The organism is Rhodococcus sp. D-46 (assembly GCF_011290655.1).
Taxonomy (GTDB): Bacteria; Actinomycetota; Actinomycetes; order Mycobacteriales; family Mycobacteriaceae; genus Rhodococcus_F; species Rhodococcus_F qingshengii.
This window is the reverse complement of the sequence record NZ_JAANTF010000008.1, coordinates 428559-443119: the sequence shown is the minus strand read 5'-3', so window position 1 is coordinate 443119 and position 14561 is coordinate 428559. Positions and strand designations below refer to the sequence as shown.

The following is a 14561-nucleotide window of genomic DNA, read 5'->3' as shown; positions in this document are numbered from 1 at the left end:
GTGGTCGCCGGCAATTTCGATTGCCTCGGCCAACATCATGACGGCGTCGTACGCCTGTGCGTCGTAGGCGGTCAGTTGATAATCAGGCCCCTTCACCGCCTGCACCTTGCGACGCAGTTCGGCGGTTCTCGGGTTGTTCTCACTGAGCGAGCCCATGTACACCATGCCGCTCAACGCCTTCGGGTCCGCCAAAGCCCAAGATGCGGGCTGGTTTCCGATGGAAGCGAGTGAGAAGCGTTGCGTCTGCGGGGTGACCTTCGACAAGGTGTTGTGCGCGAGGATTTCGAAGTGCCCGCCGATACTGGCGACCAGAATCGCGTCCGGTTCGGTTTCCGCGAGACGTGAGACCTGTGCGGTGATGTCCGCGGCATCGACCGGCGCCTTTTCGACGCCCGTCACTCTCGCGCACTTCTCGAGCGCCGGCCGCAGGGTCTTGATGATTCCGTCGATGGACGCACTCGCGTCACCGAGAATTCCCAGGGACTTGTACCCCATCTTCTCGAAAGCCCCGCAGTACACCTGGGCGTACTGCTTCAACGAGTTCGGAATCATGAACGAGAAGTCGTTGTCGGGCGCCGAGGCAAAGGCGTCGCTGAGAACGACCGGAGCTATCGCAGGAATCTTCGACTGCTGGAGAATCGACTTGGCCTGCAGCACCGACCCGCTGCCCGTGGCGAGGATGACCGCACTGGACCCGTGATCGACCAACTTCCGAATGATCGACGGGGTTTTGGTGGGACTGCTCTCGTCGTTCTCGACAACCAATTCGACTTGCTTACCGTTGATTCCGCCCGCCTGGTTGATCAGGTCGACGGTCATCCGCACCGTCTTGCCGGCGATCGTGCTGTACGACGCACCGGGCCCGGTGGAGTCCTCGTCCAAACCGATGACGATGGTGTCTTCGGGAATGACACCGGCAGATGCGCACGCGCTCGCCCCGAGGACCACTGCCGCGCAGACGGCGATCGCCTTTCCGAGTCTCACATCGAACTCCCGTCCAAACTGTGCTTGGTAAATCAAACAAGCGCTTGATTTACGAGTGTGGACAGAAGTATGCACTGGGTCACACTGATAGTCAAAATCCGAACTACACGCGCAGGAACTGCGGTGTTACGGCTTCTGCAGCTGCCGGATCGACGAGCTGAGTTCGCGAATGACGGACTTCAATTCGTCGACATCAGAGCGGAGTTCGGCAAGGTCCGAGTCGGGAGATTCGGTCTGCGCTTCCTTCTTCGCCGTGCGCCGCGCAATGCGTGCCACCGGCTCACCGTCGACGGAACGTGCGGCAAAGCCGTCCAGGAAAACCGAAATCAGATTGCGCTGCAGATCTTCGGCCAATTCGGAAAGCTGTGGGCGATACTGCGCGACGGTGGACCAGACGGATTCACGCAGGAGACGGTGAAACTGTTCGGGATCGATGTCTTCCCGAAACTCCGCGTCGGCAATTCCGCGAGCGATAGCCGATCGCCAGTAGCTGTGTGCCTTCTGAACCAGGATGGTGATGGGCGCGTCCGCCGGTTGCGACGAAAGTATGGCTTCTCCCTGATAGACCTCCGTGGCATACGGGTGATCCACCGCCGAGGCAAAGGAGACCGACACCATCGTGGCCAGGCGATTTCGAGCCGAACCTTCCGGTTCGATCGAGTCCTCGTACCGGACGTTGAGATCTTCGAGGAACCGGACGACGATCTCGTTGGCTATCGCATCCTTGGAGTCGAAGTAGTGATAGAGGCTGCCGGAGAGGATCCCGACTTCGTCGGCGATGTCGCGCACCGTCGTCGCGGCGATTCCCCGCTCACTGAACAGCTTGGCCGCATGAGCGAGTATTTCGTCCCGTCGGGTCGAGCGCACGAGAAGATCCTTCCGACGTTCCGATCGTCAAGCGAGTGCTTGATCAATTTCTCGTCGATGCTAACACCGCACCCTCGCTGACCTGCGGTGTGAGGTCCTGGATACCCAATCGAAACACCGGACACACACTTGTCACCGACAGTCATTCCACCGCAACAACTTCCACCTACTCTGTGCACTCGACGAATACAGCGTTGTATACGCACTCCGGATACAGATCTGTCAGAGCCATTGTCTGCCAGAGCCATCGACACGAAAGGCCCGTACATGCGAACCTTCTCGAAGCGCACCCTTGCCGCGCCGGCCGCTCTCGCCGCGCTGGGCTTGGTTCTCACCGGCTGCGGAAGCAAGGCAACAGACACCGCATCGGGAGATTCGACGGCTACGTCGTGCGTCGACACCTCGGGGGACACGATCAAGGTCGGTTCCCTGAATTCACTCTCGGGCACCATGGCCATCAGTGAAGTGACGGTCCGCGACTCCATCTCGTTGGCGGTGCAGGAGATCAACGATTCCGGCGGTGTACTGGGTAAGAAGATCCAGATCGTGGCAGAGGACGGTGCGTCGGAGCCGACAGTGTTCGCCGAGAAGGCCGAGAAACTGATCAGCAGCGATTGCGTCGCAGCAGTTTTCGGTGGCTGGACCTCCTCGAGCCGCAAGGCCATGCTGCCCGTGTTCGAGGACAACAACTCTTTGCTCTACTACCCGGTCCAGTACGAGGGACTGGAAGATTCGAAGAACATCTTCTACACGGGCGCAACGACCAACCAGCAGATCATCCCGGCGCTGGATTACCTGAAGGAGAAGGGCGTCAAGTCGCTGTATCTGGTCGGCAGCGACTACGTGTTCCCGCAGACCGCCAACCGCATCATCAAGGCGTACGCGGCAGCGAACGGCATCGAGATCAAGGGCGAGGATTACACGCCTCTGGGTTCGACCGACTTCTCCACCATCGTGAACAAGGTCCGCACAGCCGACGCCGATGCCGTGTTCAACACACTCAACGGCGATTCCAACGTTGCGTTCTTCCGTGAATACTCGAATGTCGGCCTGAAACCCGCCGACATGCCCGTCGTCTCCGTCTCCATTGCGGAGGAAGAGGTCGGTGGTATCGGAGTCCAGAACGTCGAAGGCCAGCTGACGGCGTGGAACTACTACCAGACCATCGACTCCCCCGAGAACAAGAAGTTCGTCGCGGCGTACAAGGCGAAGTTCGGGCAGGACAAGCCCACGTCCGATCCGATGGAAGCGGCATATACCTCCGTCTACCTCTGGAAGAACACCGTCGAGAAGGCCAACTCGTTTGCGGTCAAGGATATTCAGGACAACGCCGACGGTGTGACCTTCCAGGCGCCCGAAGGACTCGTCACCATCGACGGCGACAACCACCACATCACCAAGACTGCCCGGATCGGCGAAATCCGTTCCGACGGACTGATCTACACGGTCTGGGATTCGGGACAGCCGATCGAGCCGGATCCGTACCTGAAGAACTACCCCTGGGCTGAGGGCCTCGGTAGCTGATCGACAAAAGGCGGAATTGACGGAATCGACGAGTAGAGAGGTGGAGCGTCTGTCATGGATGTTGTGATCGGGCAGTTGTTCACGGGTTTGAGTATCGGATCGATTCTCCTGTTGGCAGCGTTGGGGTTGTCTCTCACGTTCGGGCAGATGGGTGTCATCAACATGGCACACGGCGAGTTCATCATGGCCGGCTCGTACACCGCATACGTAGTGCAGCAGGTGATCTCGAATGCAACGGGATCGTTGATCATTTCTCTGCTCGTCGGTTTCGTCGTCGGCGGACTGATGGGTGTTGTGCTCGAAGTGGTCCTGGTATCGCGGATGTACCACCGACCCCTCGACACCCTGTTGGTGACATTCGGCGTCGGATTGATCCTTCAGCAGTTGGCGCGCGACATCTTCGGCGCGCCGGCAGTCAATGTTTCGGCGCCGAGCTGGCTTTCGGGCGGGGTCGATATTTTCGGCGCCGTGGTGCCGAAAACCCGCATCTTCATTCTGGTGTTGGCGATCGCAGCGGTGATCGCACTTTCGGTCGCACTGAAGCAGTCGTCGATGGGTAGACGCATCCGGGCCGTCGTCCAAAATCGCGATCTGGCCGAGACGAGCGGAATCTCCTCTCGTCGTACGGACATCACGACCTTCTTCCTCGGTTCCGGGCTCGCCGGCGTCGCGGGTGTCGCGTTGACGCTCATCGGTTCCACCAGCCCGACCATCGGCCAGTCCTATCTGATCGACGCCTTCCTGGTTGTTGTCGTCGGCGGTCTCGGTCAGATGAAGGGAGCCGTGATCGCAGCCTTCGCCCTCGGCATCTTGAACTCGTTCATCGAGTACTCGACGACAGCGTCGATCGCGAAGGTGATCGTGTTCGTCATCATCGTCGTCTTCCTTCAAGTTCGGCCGCAGGGCCTGTTCGCAGTCAAGACGAGGAGCCTCGTATGAGCATCCTGAACAATTCCCGAATTCGGGTGTGGGGCGGTTTTGCACTTGCCGCGATCGTGCTGTTCGCCGTCGCTCCGGCTGTGCTCTCGGACTTCAGGCTGTCACTGTTGGCAAAATTCCTGTGCTTCGCCATAGTCGCTGTCGGTATCGGTTTGGCTTGGGGCAGAGGCGGAATGCTCACGCTCGGCCAGGGCGTCTTCTTCGGAATCGGCGCATACGTGATGGCGATGCACCTCAAGATCGCCGATGCCGAACTCAAGGGCGACGCGGTCCCGGACTTCATGTCCATCGCCGGCAAGACCGAACTGCCGGGATACTGGCAACCGTTCGCCTCGCCATTCGTGGCGATCTTCGCCATCCTTTTCCTGCCGGCCGCTGTTGCCTTTCTCCTCGGACTCGGTGTGTTCAAGCGGAGAGTCAAGGGCGCGTACTTCGCGATCCTCTCGCAGGCACTCGCCGCGGCTTTCGCGATCCTCTTGATCGGCCAGCAGTCGATCGGTGGCAGCAACGGCCTCAACCGCTTTCGCACGTTCTTCGGTTTCAATCTCAACGATCCGGCGAACAAGCAGATGTTGTTCTTCATCGCCGCCGGAGTTCTTCTCGCATCGGTCGCTCTGATTCGCCAGCTGATGAACTCCCGATACGGCGAACTCCTCGTCGCCGTCCGTGATCAAGAGGAGCGAGTACGTTTCCTCGGATACGATCCGGCGAACATCAAACTGGTCGCCTACGTGACCGCGGCGTTCCTCGCCGGTATCGCCGGCGCGCTGTTCGTTCCGATCGTGGGCATCATCTCCCCCGCCGACGTCGGGATCGTCCCGTCCATCGCTTTCCTCATCGGGGTCGCGATCGGCGGCCGCGCAACGCTTCTCGGTCCGGTACTCGGTGCGATCGGCGTCGCGTGGGCGCAGTCGACATTCTCGGAGAAACTCCCTTCGGGATGGATCTACGCACAAGGGTTGATGTTCATCGTCGTGGTCGGGTTCTTCCCGGCAGGTGTGGCCGGATTGTTCGCCCTGATGCGCCACCGCAAGAAGCGTGAGACCCCGGCCGACCCGCCGGTCAAGGTCTCCCAACCCGAACCAGTGGAGGTGTCGTCATGACCAACACAACCGCCACCAGCGAACCCACACCGGCACTGGGTGGCAACGCCGGAATGTCGTCCGAGTACCTCGAAGTACGAAATCTTTCGGTCAGCTTCGACGGTTTCAAGGCCGTCGACGGCGTCGACTTGACCCTCATGCAGGGCGACCTGAGGTTTCTCATCGGCCCGAACGGGGCTGGAAAGACAACGTTGGTCGACGCCATCACCGGACTCGTTCCCGCGACGGGTTCCATCACGAAGTCCGGCGAGCAACTGCTCGGCAAGAAGGTTCACAAGATCGCCCGCCTCGGCGTCGGGCGAACCTTCCAGACGGCAAGCGTCTTCGAAGAGCTCTCGGTGCTGCAGAATCTCGACATCGCGGCCGGAGCCGGCCGATCACCGTGGAACCTGCTCAGAAAACGCAAAGGTGTGCTTCCCGAGATCGAAGAGGCGCTGGAGACAACCGGGTTGGAGCACCTCAGGGACACCGCCGCAGGCATTCTGGCGCACGGACAGAAGCAGTGGCTCGAAATCGGAATGTTGTTGGTACAGAACTGTTCCGTGCTCCTGCTCGACGAGCCCGTCGCAGGCATGAGCCTCGAGGAGCGCGAGGAGACCGGGAACCTTCTGCGGCGCATCGGCGGTGCGCGAACCGTCGTCGTAGTCGAGCACGACATGGACTTCATGCGATCCTTCGCCACGTCCGTCACAGTGCTCGCCGCTGGGAAAGTGCTTGCCGAAGGAACTGTGGCGGAGGTCCAAGCCGACCCCAAGGTGCAAGAGGTCTACCTCGGCACAGCCGCTGCCGGAACCGATCTCGGCGCCGACACCGAACCGACCCCGGAGGACTGAATCATGCTCGAGCTCGTCGACATCCGCGCCGGCTACGGACGCACCGAAGTGATCCACGGCGTATCCCTGCTGGTTCCCAGCGACGGAGTTGCGGCAGTCATGGGTCACAACGGTGCGGGTAAAACCACCTTGCTGCGCGCCGCCGTCGGTCTGATCAAACCTACACGGGGAAAGGTACTTCTGAACGGTGAGGACATCACCGGTCTACGGCCGAGCGCCCGCGTCGCTCGCGGACTTGCCTACGTACCCCAGGGTCAGCAGTCGTTCGGACAACTGACAACTGCCGAGAATCTTCGGGTGGTCGCCGACGGGCGCAAACGCGGAAAGGCACTCATCGCAGAGGCATTGGATCTGTTTCCCGCACTCACCACGCTCCTCGACCGTCGCGCGGGACTTCTCTCCGGTGGGCAGCGACAACAGCTTGCCATCGCTCGCGCCCTGATCACCGAGCCCAAGATCCTCATTCTGGACGAACCAACCGAGGGCATTCAGCCCAACGTGGTCGCCGAAATCGAAAGAACCGTCATGGAACTCACCGAGCGCGGCGATCTCGGTGTCCTCCTCGTAGAGCAGCACATCGGTTTCGCGCTCCAATCTGCGCAGCATTACAGCATTCTCGCGGCGGGACACGTGACCTCGACCGGTGAGGGCGGCACCACGTCCACCGAGGCGGTTCGTCGAGCGATGGCAATCTGACATGAGTGTGCGCCCGCCGCTGCGCGAGCAGGTCTATCGGTCGATCCGGAACGATCTGATGTCGGGTCAGATCGCGCCATCCGAACGACTCGGCGAAGAACGGTTGGCTCATCTCTACGGTGTCTCGCGAACACCGGTGCGCGAAGCGCTCGCGAAGTTGGAATCCGACGGGCTGGTCGAGCGCGACGAACATGGACTCTTTCCGTACCGACCGCACCTCGACGAGTTGGGTGGCCTCTACGAGCTGCGCATACTCCTCGAAGTGCACGGGCTTCGGCGGGTACTAGACGGTGAGGCCCCCGCTCATGATCGAGACGCGCTCGGTTCCGAACTCGACAAGTGGTACACATTTCTCAAACAGATGCCGGTACCGGACGCCGGCTTCGTGACGCTCGACGAGGAGTTCCACATCGCGCTCCTCGCCTCATCCGGAAACCACGCGTTGGTCGACGCCTTGCAGGCCGTCAACTCGAAGCTGCGCCCCGTGCGGATGTTCGACTACCTGACTCCCGACCGTATGAAGGCCACCGTGGAGGAACATATCTCCGTCGTCGAACTGGTGCTGGACGGCAAGATTCCGCAAGCACACGAGGCACTGGTGTCGCACATCGACATCTCTCGTGCGGTTGTCCTCGACCGCGCTCGGCAGGCCCTCTCGTTGGCCGCCATGGCCAACGCTGTGCGGAACTGATCGAGCGGGAGTCACCGCCCCTCCGAAAATCGCACTTGCTCAGCGTGGGAAGGCTCTCGGAAATAGGAATGGACTCACAGCGGTTGCACCTCACAACGACGCTTGCGTTCTATTCGCTGAGAAAGGCACCACATTCATGGCCGTCCCACTTTCCATCCTCGATCTCGCCCACATCGGCGACAACGAAACCGCCAAAGACAGCTTCGACGCCAGCGTGACCTTGGCGCAGCGCGCCGAGGAGTGGGGTTACAAGCGAATCTGGTATGCCGAGCACCACAACATGGGTTCCATCGCGTCTTCGGCCACCAGCGTTCTGATCAGCCACGTCGCCGCGCACACCAGCAAAATCCGCCTCGGCGCCGGTGGAATCATGCTGCCCAACCACGCGCCGCTGACGATCGCCGAGCAGTTCGGCACCCTCGAGACTCTGCACCCGGGTCGCATCGATCTCGGTCTCGGTCGCGCGCCCGGTAGTGATCAGAAGACCATGCAGGCTTTGCGACGCGACCCGAGTTCTTCGGACAGCTTCCCGCAGGACGTACTCGAGCTTCAGGGCTACCTCGGCGACACTTCGCGCGTCCCCGGAATCAATGCCGTTCCCGGTAAGGGCACTCACGTTCCGCTCTACATTCTCGGATCGTCACTGTTCGGAGCCAAGCTCGCCGCGATGCTCGGCCTGCCGTATGCATTTGCCTCGCACTTCGCCCCCAACGCCCTGCGCGACGCCGTCGCGATCTATCGACGCGAGTTCAAGCCGTCGGAGCAGTTGGCGGAGCCGTACGTCATCGCGGGCGTCAACGTCATCGCCGCCGACACCCATGAGCAGGCTCAGCAGGACTTCCTCGCGGCCAAGCGTTCGCGCGTCAGCCTTCTTCTCGGACGCGGACGCAAGTTCACGGACGACGAAGCGGACATGCTGCTCGACTCCCCCGCGGGTCAGCAGGTTCTGCAGATGACCAAGTACAGCGCCATCGGCACGCCCACGGAGGTCCGCGCCTACCTCGACGAGTTCACCGAGCATGCACAGGCCGACGAGCTGATCACGGTGTCGACCGGCACCAACCGCGAGGCTTGGTTGCGCACGTTCGAACTCCTCGCCGACGTGAGCGATCTGGTACCCGCCTAAGCTGCCGGTATGGGCGATCCATCCCGTCGCGGGTTCATCTCGGTACTGGCAGTTCTACTTTCGACGGGTTGGGCCGCCAACCACTTTGCTTCGCTCATCCCGGTTCTCCGGGTGGACGAGGGCCTTTCGCATACCGTGCTCGACGGTGTTTTCGGTATCTACGCGCTCGGACTCCTACCCGGCCTGTTGACCGGTGGAGCACTGTCGGATCGCGTCGGCCGAGCTGTAGTCGTCCTGCCCGGAGCGCTCATAGCCTCGCTCGGAACCTTGATTCTTCTTCTCTGGCACGACGCGCCCGGGCTCATGGTCGGGCGCCTCGTTGTCGGTATCGGTGCCGGTCTGGCAATCGGCGCCGGCACCGCGTGGGCGGCTGACCTTCGCGGCAAGTCCGGAACCGTGATGGCGGGCGTAGTACTCACCTCGGGTTTTGCACTGGGACCACTGTTTTCGGGTCTGTTGGCACAATTTGCCGCCTTCCCACTCGCTACGCCCTTTGTCGTCTCGGCCTTCTTGTCGGTGGGTTCGGTTACCGCGGCAGCTGTGTGGAGTCGTACACCTGTTTCCGTAGAAGCCGCGACCATCACACCCGTCCCAGACGGCGCGGAGCGCTCCGTCGCAAATGCGCCAGACGGCGCGGAGCGCTCCGTCGCAAATGCGCTGCTCTGGGCACTTCCGTTGGCGCCGTGGGTGTTCGCCAGCGCAACAGTCTCTTTCGTGACCATGACGGCCAGGCTCGGGGACCGCTACTCAGGTCCTCTCCTTCCGGGTTTCGCGGCGGCGCTGACTCTGGGTGCTGGAATCCTGGTTCAAACCGCTGCGCGCCATCGCAATTGGGGTCCTCAGGCCGGCACGACAGGCGCCGCACTGGCGGCACTCGGATACTGCCTGGTCGCAGTCGGCGGCGCGCACCCCGCGCTCGGGTTGTTCATCGTCTGCGCGCTCGTCCTCGGTACGGCCTACGGACTGTGTCTGCGTGAGGGACTGCTCGACCTCGAGTCGCTGGCTCCCCCGGCCTCGCGGGGCGCCCTGACCGGGATCTTCTACGTCGGCACCTATCTCGGATTCGGACTGCCGGTGCTACTGGTTGTCATCGAACCCACGATGGGTCCGTCGCTGCCGTTGGTGATCCTCGCCGCTGTTGCCGCCGTCGTTGCCGTGGTCCGATTCCGTCGATTGCGGTCGACCCAGGCTTCCGCGTCACATCCGCGTCTCGAGGTCGCATCGGTCTGAGCGTCCATTCGGACGGAGTTGGCGGTACTTGCAGTCGCAGCTACCCGGCGGTGTTAGCGTCGGAGGACCAGAAGGTCACTGCGTAGGGACACAGCAATGGGCAAGAGCGAGGCGGGCAAGGCCGAATCGGCCAAGAGTAGTGCGGACGACCTGACGGGTCGGCGCATCCTGATCACCGGCGCTGCCCGCAATATCGGTTCTTCGCTGGCCAGACGCCTGTACGACCGTGGTGCGTCCGTGGGACTGCTCGGCCTCGAGCCTGAACTTCTCGAACAAGTCGCCACTTCCTGCGGCCGCGCGCCGTGGCAGTTGTGCGACGTCGCCGACCTCGAGCAGGTATCTCGCGGCGTCGACTACATCGCTGAGAAGCTGGGAGGCATCGACGTCGTCGTCGCCAATGCCGGGGTCGAGGCGAACTCGTCGATCCTCGGCGGCGACCCTGCGGACATGCGCCGCGCCGTCGAAGTCAACCTCATGGGCACGTACTACACCCTGCGCGCAGCAGGTCCGCACATCAGTCACGAAAACGGTTACGCCCTGGTGGTCGCCTCGGCCCACGGCGCCGCCAAGCATCCGTTTCGCGGACCGTTCGGTGCTTCGCGCGCCGGCGTCGAAGCGTTGGGTGACGCGTTGCGCTTGGAAATGAAACACCTCGGCACCAAGGTGGGCGTCGCGTACATCGGCGACATCGACACCGATACCACCGCACTCTCTTTCGACGGCGCTCGCGGAACCCTCGCCAGCGCCGGCACCACGACCGTCGCTGACGCCGTCGACGCGTTCGAGCGCGGTATCGTCGGCCGGAAGTCACGCGTACACGCGCCCCGCCGCAGCGCCGCGGTTCGCCACATCGCGCAACGAGCTATCGACCTCCGTCCCTCTCACATCCGTGGAGTCGCATGAACCCCCGCATCCCGCCCGGCCGATTCAAGGACCTCGGTCCGATCAACTGGGGAATCTGGCGTGTCCTGTCGAAGGCTGCCGGAGCACCCGATGCGCATCTGTTCAGCACCTTGGGGCGCACGGGCGGACTCTTCCGCGGTTGGCTGCACTACTCCGGCTCACTCATGCCCGGCGGCAAGATCTCTCGCCACGACACCGAACTGATCATCCTGCGGGTCGCGCACCTGCGGGACTGCGGTTACGAGATGGATCACCACATCAGGCTCGGCCGCAAAGCCGGAATCGACGCAGAAGAACTGGCCCGAATCATCGAGGGCCCTGGCGCTTCCGAGTTGAGTCCGCGTCACCGTGCGATCTTGACTGCGGTCGACGAGTTGGTCACCACCAAGGACGTCACCGACGACACGTGGGGAACGCTCTCGCAGCATCTCGACGATCGTCGGTTGATCGAATTCACCTTGTTGGTCACTCAGTACGACGGCCTGGCCACCACGATCGGAACCTTGCGGGTTCAGCGCGACTTCTCCTGAAGTTCCGCGGCGGCCGTAACTCAGCTCTAACCCGAAGACATCTGGACGAAACACCTGATCAATAGCGTATACAGGTATGTCGACAGGGATGAATACGGCGCCGGAGCCACTGCGTGAGGTGGTCTACCGGGAACTACGCACCGAACTGGTCAACGGGACTATCGGGTTCGATCAGCGCCTGACGGAACCGAAACTCTCCACGCGTTTCGGCATTTCTCGCACACCAGTACGGGAAGCGTTGACGATGCTGTGCGCCGATGGACTCCTGCGCCGGGAAGAGTACGGGTTCTCCGCCGTGCGCCCGAGTATCCCGCGGATCCGAGATCTGTATGAACTCCGAATCACGCTGGAACTACAAGGAATTACCCGGGCGATCGCAGATCCGACGATCCGGCACGACCGAACAATCCTCGACGACGAATTGGTGCGGTGGCGTGCCCTGGCTCTCGATCCGCCCGCTCAGGAACCGGGGTTCGTCGAACTGGACGAGGAATTCCACGTCGCCGTACTGAGGGCGTCGGGAAACAATGAACTGGTCGCGTCGCTGCTGTCGGTGAATTCCCGTATCCGGCACGTTCGGATGTACGACTTCATGGTCAACGGCCGCATCGACACCTCGATCGCGGAGCACATTCGAATCCTCGAAGAACTACGTGCCGGCAATCTGCCCGAGGCCCGCACGCTTTTGCACCAGCACATCGGCGAGTCTCTCGACGTCGTCCTCGACCGGGTGACCCGCGCGATCACCGCGCTCTCACTCGCCAACATCACGGACTGATCGGAGCAGTACACACCATGACCATCGCAGCAGAAGTTTTCACCCCGACAGCCCGGGTCGAGCAGGCATTCCAGCGGATCGAGGAAGTAGATCGCCCCGAAGTCTGGATCACGTTGCGCCGCAAGGAAGATGTGCTTGCCGATGCCGCTTCGGTCGAAGCCAGAATCGCCGCGGGCGAGCATCTTCCTCTGGCTGGGCGTCTGGTCGCCGTCAAGGACAACGTCGACGTCGCCGGTCTGCCGACCACAGCGGCGTGCCCCGAATTCGCGTATTCGCCGGACGAAACCGCCAGTGCCGTTGCGCGGTTGATCGAGCACGGGGCTGTTGTTCTGGGGAAGACCAATCTGGACCAGTTCGCCACCGGACTGGTCGGAACGCGCAGTCCGTACGGAGCCGTTCGCTGCGCCTGGGACGAAGAGTTGATCTCGGGCGGTAGTAGCTCCGGATCCGCCGTCGCTGTCGCGCTGGGAATTGCAGACATCGGAATCGGCACCGACACTGCCGGTTCGGGCCGGGTGCCGGCAGCGTTCCACGGGATCTACGGACTCAAGCTCTCGCTCGGCGTCATCCCCGCCCACGGAGTAGTGCCCGCCTGCGTCGACTACGACGCTCTGACGGTATTTGCCGACGACCTCGAATCGGCAACCGCGGCAGCGGCAATCATGATCGGCCACGAACCTCGGGATCCCCGCAGCCGCGTCTGGCCTTCCGACGTTCGTCTCGCGGCGGCGCCGAATCCCCGCGTCGGCGTCCCCCGAATCGAGGATCTCGCTCAACTGAGCCCGTCGTATACAGCAGCATTTCAGGACACTGTGACAGCTCTGGTAGCCGGCGGCGCCGAGACCGAGACCGTCGACATATCCGGACTGCTCGGCGCGGCCCGATTGCTCTACGACGGCGCCGTGGTGGCGCAGCGGTACGCCGCTGCCGGCGAGTTCCTCGAAACTCGTCCTGCCGGAGCAGATCCCGCGGTGTCCGACATCGTGCTCGGTGCGAAGCACCCCACCGGATACCAGCTAGTCGACGATCTCGATGCTCTCACCCGCGCCAAGGCTGCCGCCCGGGAACTCCTCGCCGGGTTCGACGCCCTACTGCTTCCCACCACCACCGAACACCCGACGATTGCCGCCGTGACCGAGGATCCGTTCGGAATCAACCGCCGGATGGGAACTTTCACCAACTTCTGCAACCTGCTCGACATGGCGGCCGTCGCGGCGCCCGGACACCGCACTGCCGAAGATCACCCGTTCGGCGTCATGTTCGTCGTACCCGCTTTCGACGACCAGATCGCCATCGACCTCGCTGCGCGACTCGGCGGTGCGCCTTCACCCACCCTCGTCGATACCGGAATCGACCTCGCAGTATTCGGCGCTCACCTGCGCGGGCAACCCCTCAACACACAGTTGGTCGACCTCGGCGCGCGGTACGTCGAAACCGTCACGACCTCGGATGCCTACCGGCTCTTCGCTCTCGACACGACGCCACCGAAGCCCGGCCTGGTACGCCGTGGCCCTGGACTCGGCGCACCGGTCGTCGGCGAGATCTTCCGAATCTCACCGGCCGGGCTGGGAACGTTCCTCGCCGCCTTGCCTGCACCGATGGCGCTCACGAGCGTCGAGTTATCCGACGGCAGAACGACAGTCGGTTTCAGCTGCACTCATGACGCCGTAAACGGCGCAGCTGACATCACCGACTACGGCGGTTGGGCCGCGTACCTCTCTCGCTGACAGTCACGGCTTGCAGATTCGAGTGACGGCCTCGCGCACCACTTCACGGCGGCGCGCGATCTCGTCGGCGTCGACGTTCTGGTTGTCGGCCACACCGGGGGCCACCACCCAGCCGAACACGAGGCCGAACAGCATCGTGATCAGGTCCTGGGGGTCCCAGTGCTTCGAGATGAGGCCGTCTTCTTGAGCCTTGCGGATCGTGGCCATTCGCGGAACCCAGCTGGAATGTTCCTCGGCCAGCTTCTTCATCCGTGGTGCCTCACCCTGCAATTGACCCCAGATCATCATCCGTTGAATCTGTGGTTTGCCGAGCATTGCGTCGAACAGTTCGACGGCATGCGCGGGCATGTCTTCACCGGTGAACTCGACGGATTCCATCGCCTGCTCGAAGTCGACGTCGAGCACCGCGTGGAACAACGCGACCTTGTCACCGAAATAGGCGTAGAGGCGCTCCTTACTGGCGTTTCCGTTCTTCGCAATCCGATCGATGCGCGCACCGGCAAGCCCGTAGGTGCCGAATTCTTCTTGCGCAGCGTCGAGGATTCGCTGTTTCGTCGCGGTCACGTCAGTGGGAGCCATAGTGATGATGGTAACCGAACGAACTATTTCGTTTGACTCACCCGAGAAGGC

The 14561-nt window shown here is 62.3% G+C and carries 15 protein-coding genes; 12 read left to right on the top strand and 3 right to left on the bottom strand.

The annotated features are described in order from the left end of the window. Together G9U53_RS23005 and G9U53_RS23000 are read right to left on the bottom strand one after the other, a co-directional pair. A partial coding sequence (locus tag G9U53_RS23005) for an ABC transporter substrate-binding protein (protein WP_165639228.1) occupies positions 1–984 on the bottom strand: 984 nt, incomplete at its 3' end. Between the two features lie 126 nt (positions 985–1110). After that, positions 1111–1851, bottom strand: a complete 741-nt coding sequence (locus G9U53_RS23000) for a TetR/AcrR family transcriptional regulator (protein WP_003941474.1) — start codon at positions 1849–1851, stop codon at positions 1111–1113. Between the two features lie 267 nt (positions 1852–2118). Here G9U53_RS23000 and urtA point away from each other — a divergent pair, with 267 nt between their 5' ends. The 12 genes from urtA (at position 2119) to atzF (ending at position 13931) form a co-directional block, all read left to right on the top strand. After that, complete coding sequence (gene urtA, locus G9U53_RS22995; protein ID WP_007735391.1) at positions 2119–3375, top strand: urea ABC transporter substrate-binding protein; 1257 nt, start codon at positions 2119–2121, stop codon at positions 3373–3375. Positions 3376–3429: 54 nt separating this feature from the next. Then, positions 3430–4314 carry an urea ABC transporter permease subunit UrtB gene (gene urtB / locus G9U53_RS22990; protein ID WP_003941514.1) on the top strand — a complete coding sequence of 295 codons (885 nt, stop codon included), beginning with the start codon at positions 3430–3432 and terminating at the stop codon, positions 4312–4314. Beyond that, on the top strand, positions 4311–5417 hold the full coding sequence (gene urtC / locus G9U53_RS22985; protein ID WP_007735392.1) for an urea ABC transporter permease subunit UrtC: 1107 nt from the start codon (positions 4311–4313) through the stop codon (positions 5415–5417). Before urtB ends, urtC begins: the two co-directional genes overlap by 4 nt. After that, positions 5414–6250, top strand: a complete 837-nt coding sequence (urtD, locus tag G9U53_RS22980) for an urea ABC transporter ATP-binding protein UrtD (protein ID WP_003941545.1) — start codon at positions 5414–5416, stop codon at positions 6248–6250. Before urtC ends, urtD begins: the two co-directional genes overlap by 4 nt. A 3-nt stretch (positions 6251–6253) precedes the next feature. After that, the gene (urtE, locus tag G9U53_RS22975) at positions 6254–6946 is read left to right on the top strand and encodes an urea ABC transporter ATP-binding subunit UrtE (protein WP_003941544.1); all 693 of its coding nucleotides are present in this window, start codon (positions 6254–6256) and stop codon (positions 6944–6946) included. Between the two features lies 1 nt (position 6947). Next, positions 6948–7637, top strand: coding sequence for a GntR family transcriptional regulator (locus tag G9U53_RS22970; RefSeq protein WP_063314792.1), 690 nt, complete (start codon positions 6948–6950; stop codon positions 7635–7637). 136 nt (positions 7638–7773) lie between these two features. Next, entirely contained in the window at positions 7774–8763 is a 990-nt protein-coding gene (locus G9U53_RS22965; RefSeq protein ID WP_039973481.1) for an LLM class flavin-dependent oxidoreductase, read from the top strand. A 9-nt stretch (positions 8764–8772) separates the two neighbouring features. After that, the gene (locus tag G9U53_RS22960) at positions 8773–9993 is read left to right on the top strand and encodes an MFS transporter (RefSeq protein ID WP_165639227.1); all 1221 of its coding nucleotides are present in this window, start codon (positions 8773–8775) and stop codon (positions 9991–9993) included. A gap of 96 nt (positions 9994–10089) precedes the next feature. Then, positions 10090–10896, top strand: a complete 807-nt coding sequence (locus G9U53_RS22955; RefSeq protein ID WP_042923321.1) for an SDR family NAD(P)-dependent oxidoreductase — start codon at positions 10090–10092, stop codon at positions 10894–10896. After that, positions 10893–11426 (top strand): carboxymuconolactone decarboxylase family protein, encoded by a 534-nt coding sequence (locus G9U53_RS22950; protein WP_003941526.1) that lies wholly within the window; start codon positions 10893–10895, stop codon positions 11424–11426. The genes G9U53_RS22955 and G9U53_RS22950 overlap by 4 nt, the downstream gene beginning before the upstream one ends. 76 nt (positions 11427–11502) lie before the next feature. Beyond that, positions 11503–12204 (top strand): GntR family transcriptional regulator, encoded by a 702-nt coding sequence (locus G9U53_RS22945; protein ID WP_019744458.1) that lies wholly within the window; start codon positions 11503–11505, stop codon positions 12202–12204. Positions 12205–12221: 17 nt separating this feature from the next. Then, positions 12222–13931 carry an allophanate hydrolase gene (gene atzF, locus G9U53_RS22940; protein WP_064074218.1) on the top strand — a complete coding sequence of 570 codons (1710 nt, stop codon included), beginning with the start codon at positions 12222–12224 and terminating at the stop codon, positions 13929–13931. 3 nt (positions 13932–13934) lie between these two features. Here the strand turns inward: atzF and G9U53_RS22935 are convergent, their stop codons facing one another. Further along, positions 13935–14510, bottom strand: coding sequence for a TetR family transcriptional regulator (locus G9U53_RS22935; protein WP_003941498.1), 576 nt, complete (start codon positions 14508–14510; stop codon positions 13935–13937). Positions 14511–14561: the final 51 nt, after the last annotated feature.

Coding starts and splice junctions, on each gene's coding strand:
- G9U53_RS22935 (WP_003941498.1), bottom strand. CDS start 14,510: ATGGCTCCCACTGACGTGACCGCGACGAAACAGCGAATCCTCGACGCT.
- urtE (WP_003941544.1), top strand. CDS start 6,254: ATGCTCGAGCTCGTCGACATCCGCGCCGGCTACGGACGCACCGAAGTG.
- urtD (WP_003941545.1), top strand. CDS start 5,414: ATGACCAACACAACCGCCACCAGCGAACCCACACCGGCACTGGGTGGC.
- atzF (WP_064074218.1), top strand. CDS start 12,222: ATGACCATCGCAGCAGAAGTTTTCACCCCGACAGCCCGGGTCGAGCAG.
- G9U53_RS22960 (WP_165639227.1), top strand. CDS start 8,773: ATGGGCGATCCATCCCGTCGCGGGTTCATCTCGGTACTGGCAGTTCTA.
- G9U53_RS22950 (WP_003941526.1), top strand. CDS start 10,893: ATGAACCCCCGCATCCCGCCCGGCCGATTCAAGGACCTCGGTCCGATC.
- urtB (WP_003941514.1), top strand. CDS start 3,430: ATGGATGTTGTGATCGGGCAGTTGTTCACGGGTTTGAGTATCGGATCG.
- urtA (WP_007735391.1), top strand. CDS start 2,119: ATGCGAACCTTCTCGAAGCGCACCCTTGCCGCGCCGGCCGCTCTCGCC.
- urtC (WP_007735392.1), top strand. CDS start 4,311: ATGAGCATCCTGAACAATTCCCGAATTCGGGTGTGGGGCGGTTTTGCA.
- G9U53_RS22945 (WP_019744458.1), top strand. CDS start 11,503: ATGTCGACAGGGATGAATACGGCGCCGGAGCCACTGCGTGAGGTGGTC.
- G9U53_RS22970 (WP_063314792.1), top strand. CDS start 6,948: ATGAGTGTGCGCCCGCCGCTGCGCGAGCAGGTCTATCGGTCGATCCGG.
- G9U53_RS22955 (WP_042923321.1), top strand. CDS start 10,090: ATGGGCAAGAGCGAGGCGGGCAAGGCCGAATCGGCCAAGAGTAGTGCG.
- G9U53_RS22965 (WP_039973481.1), top strand. CDS start 7,774: ATGGCCGTCCCACTTTCCATCCTCGATCTCGCCCACATCGGCGACAAC.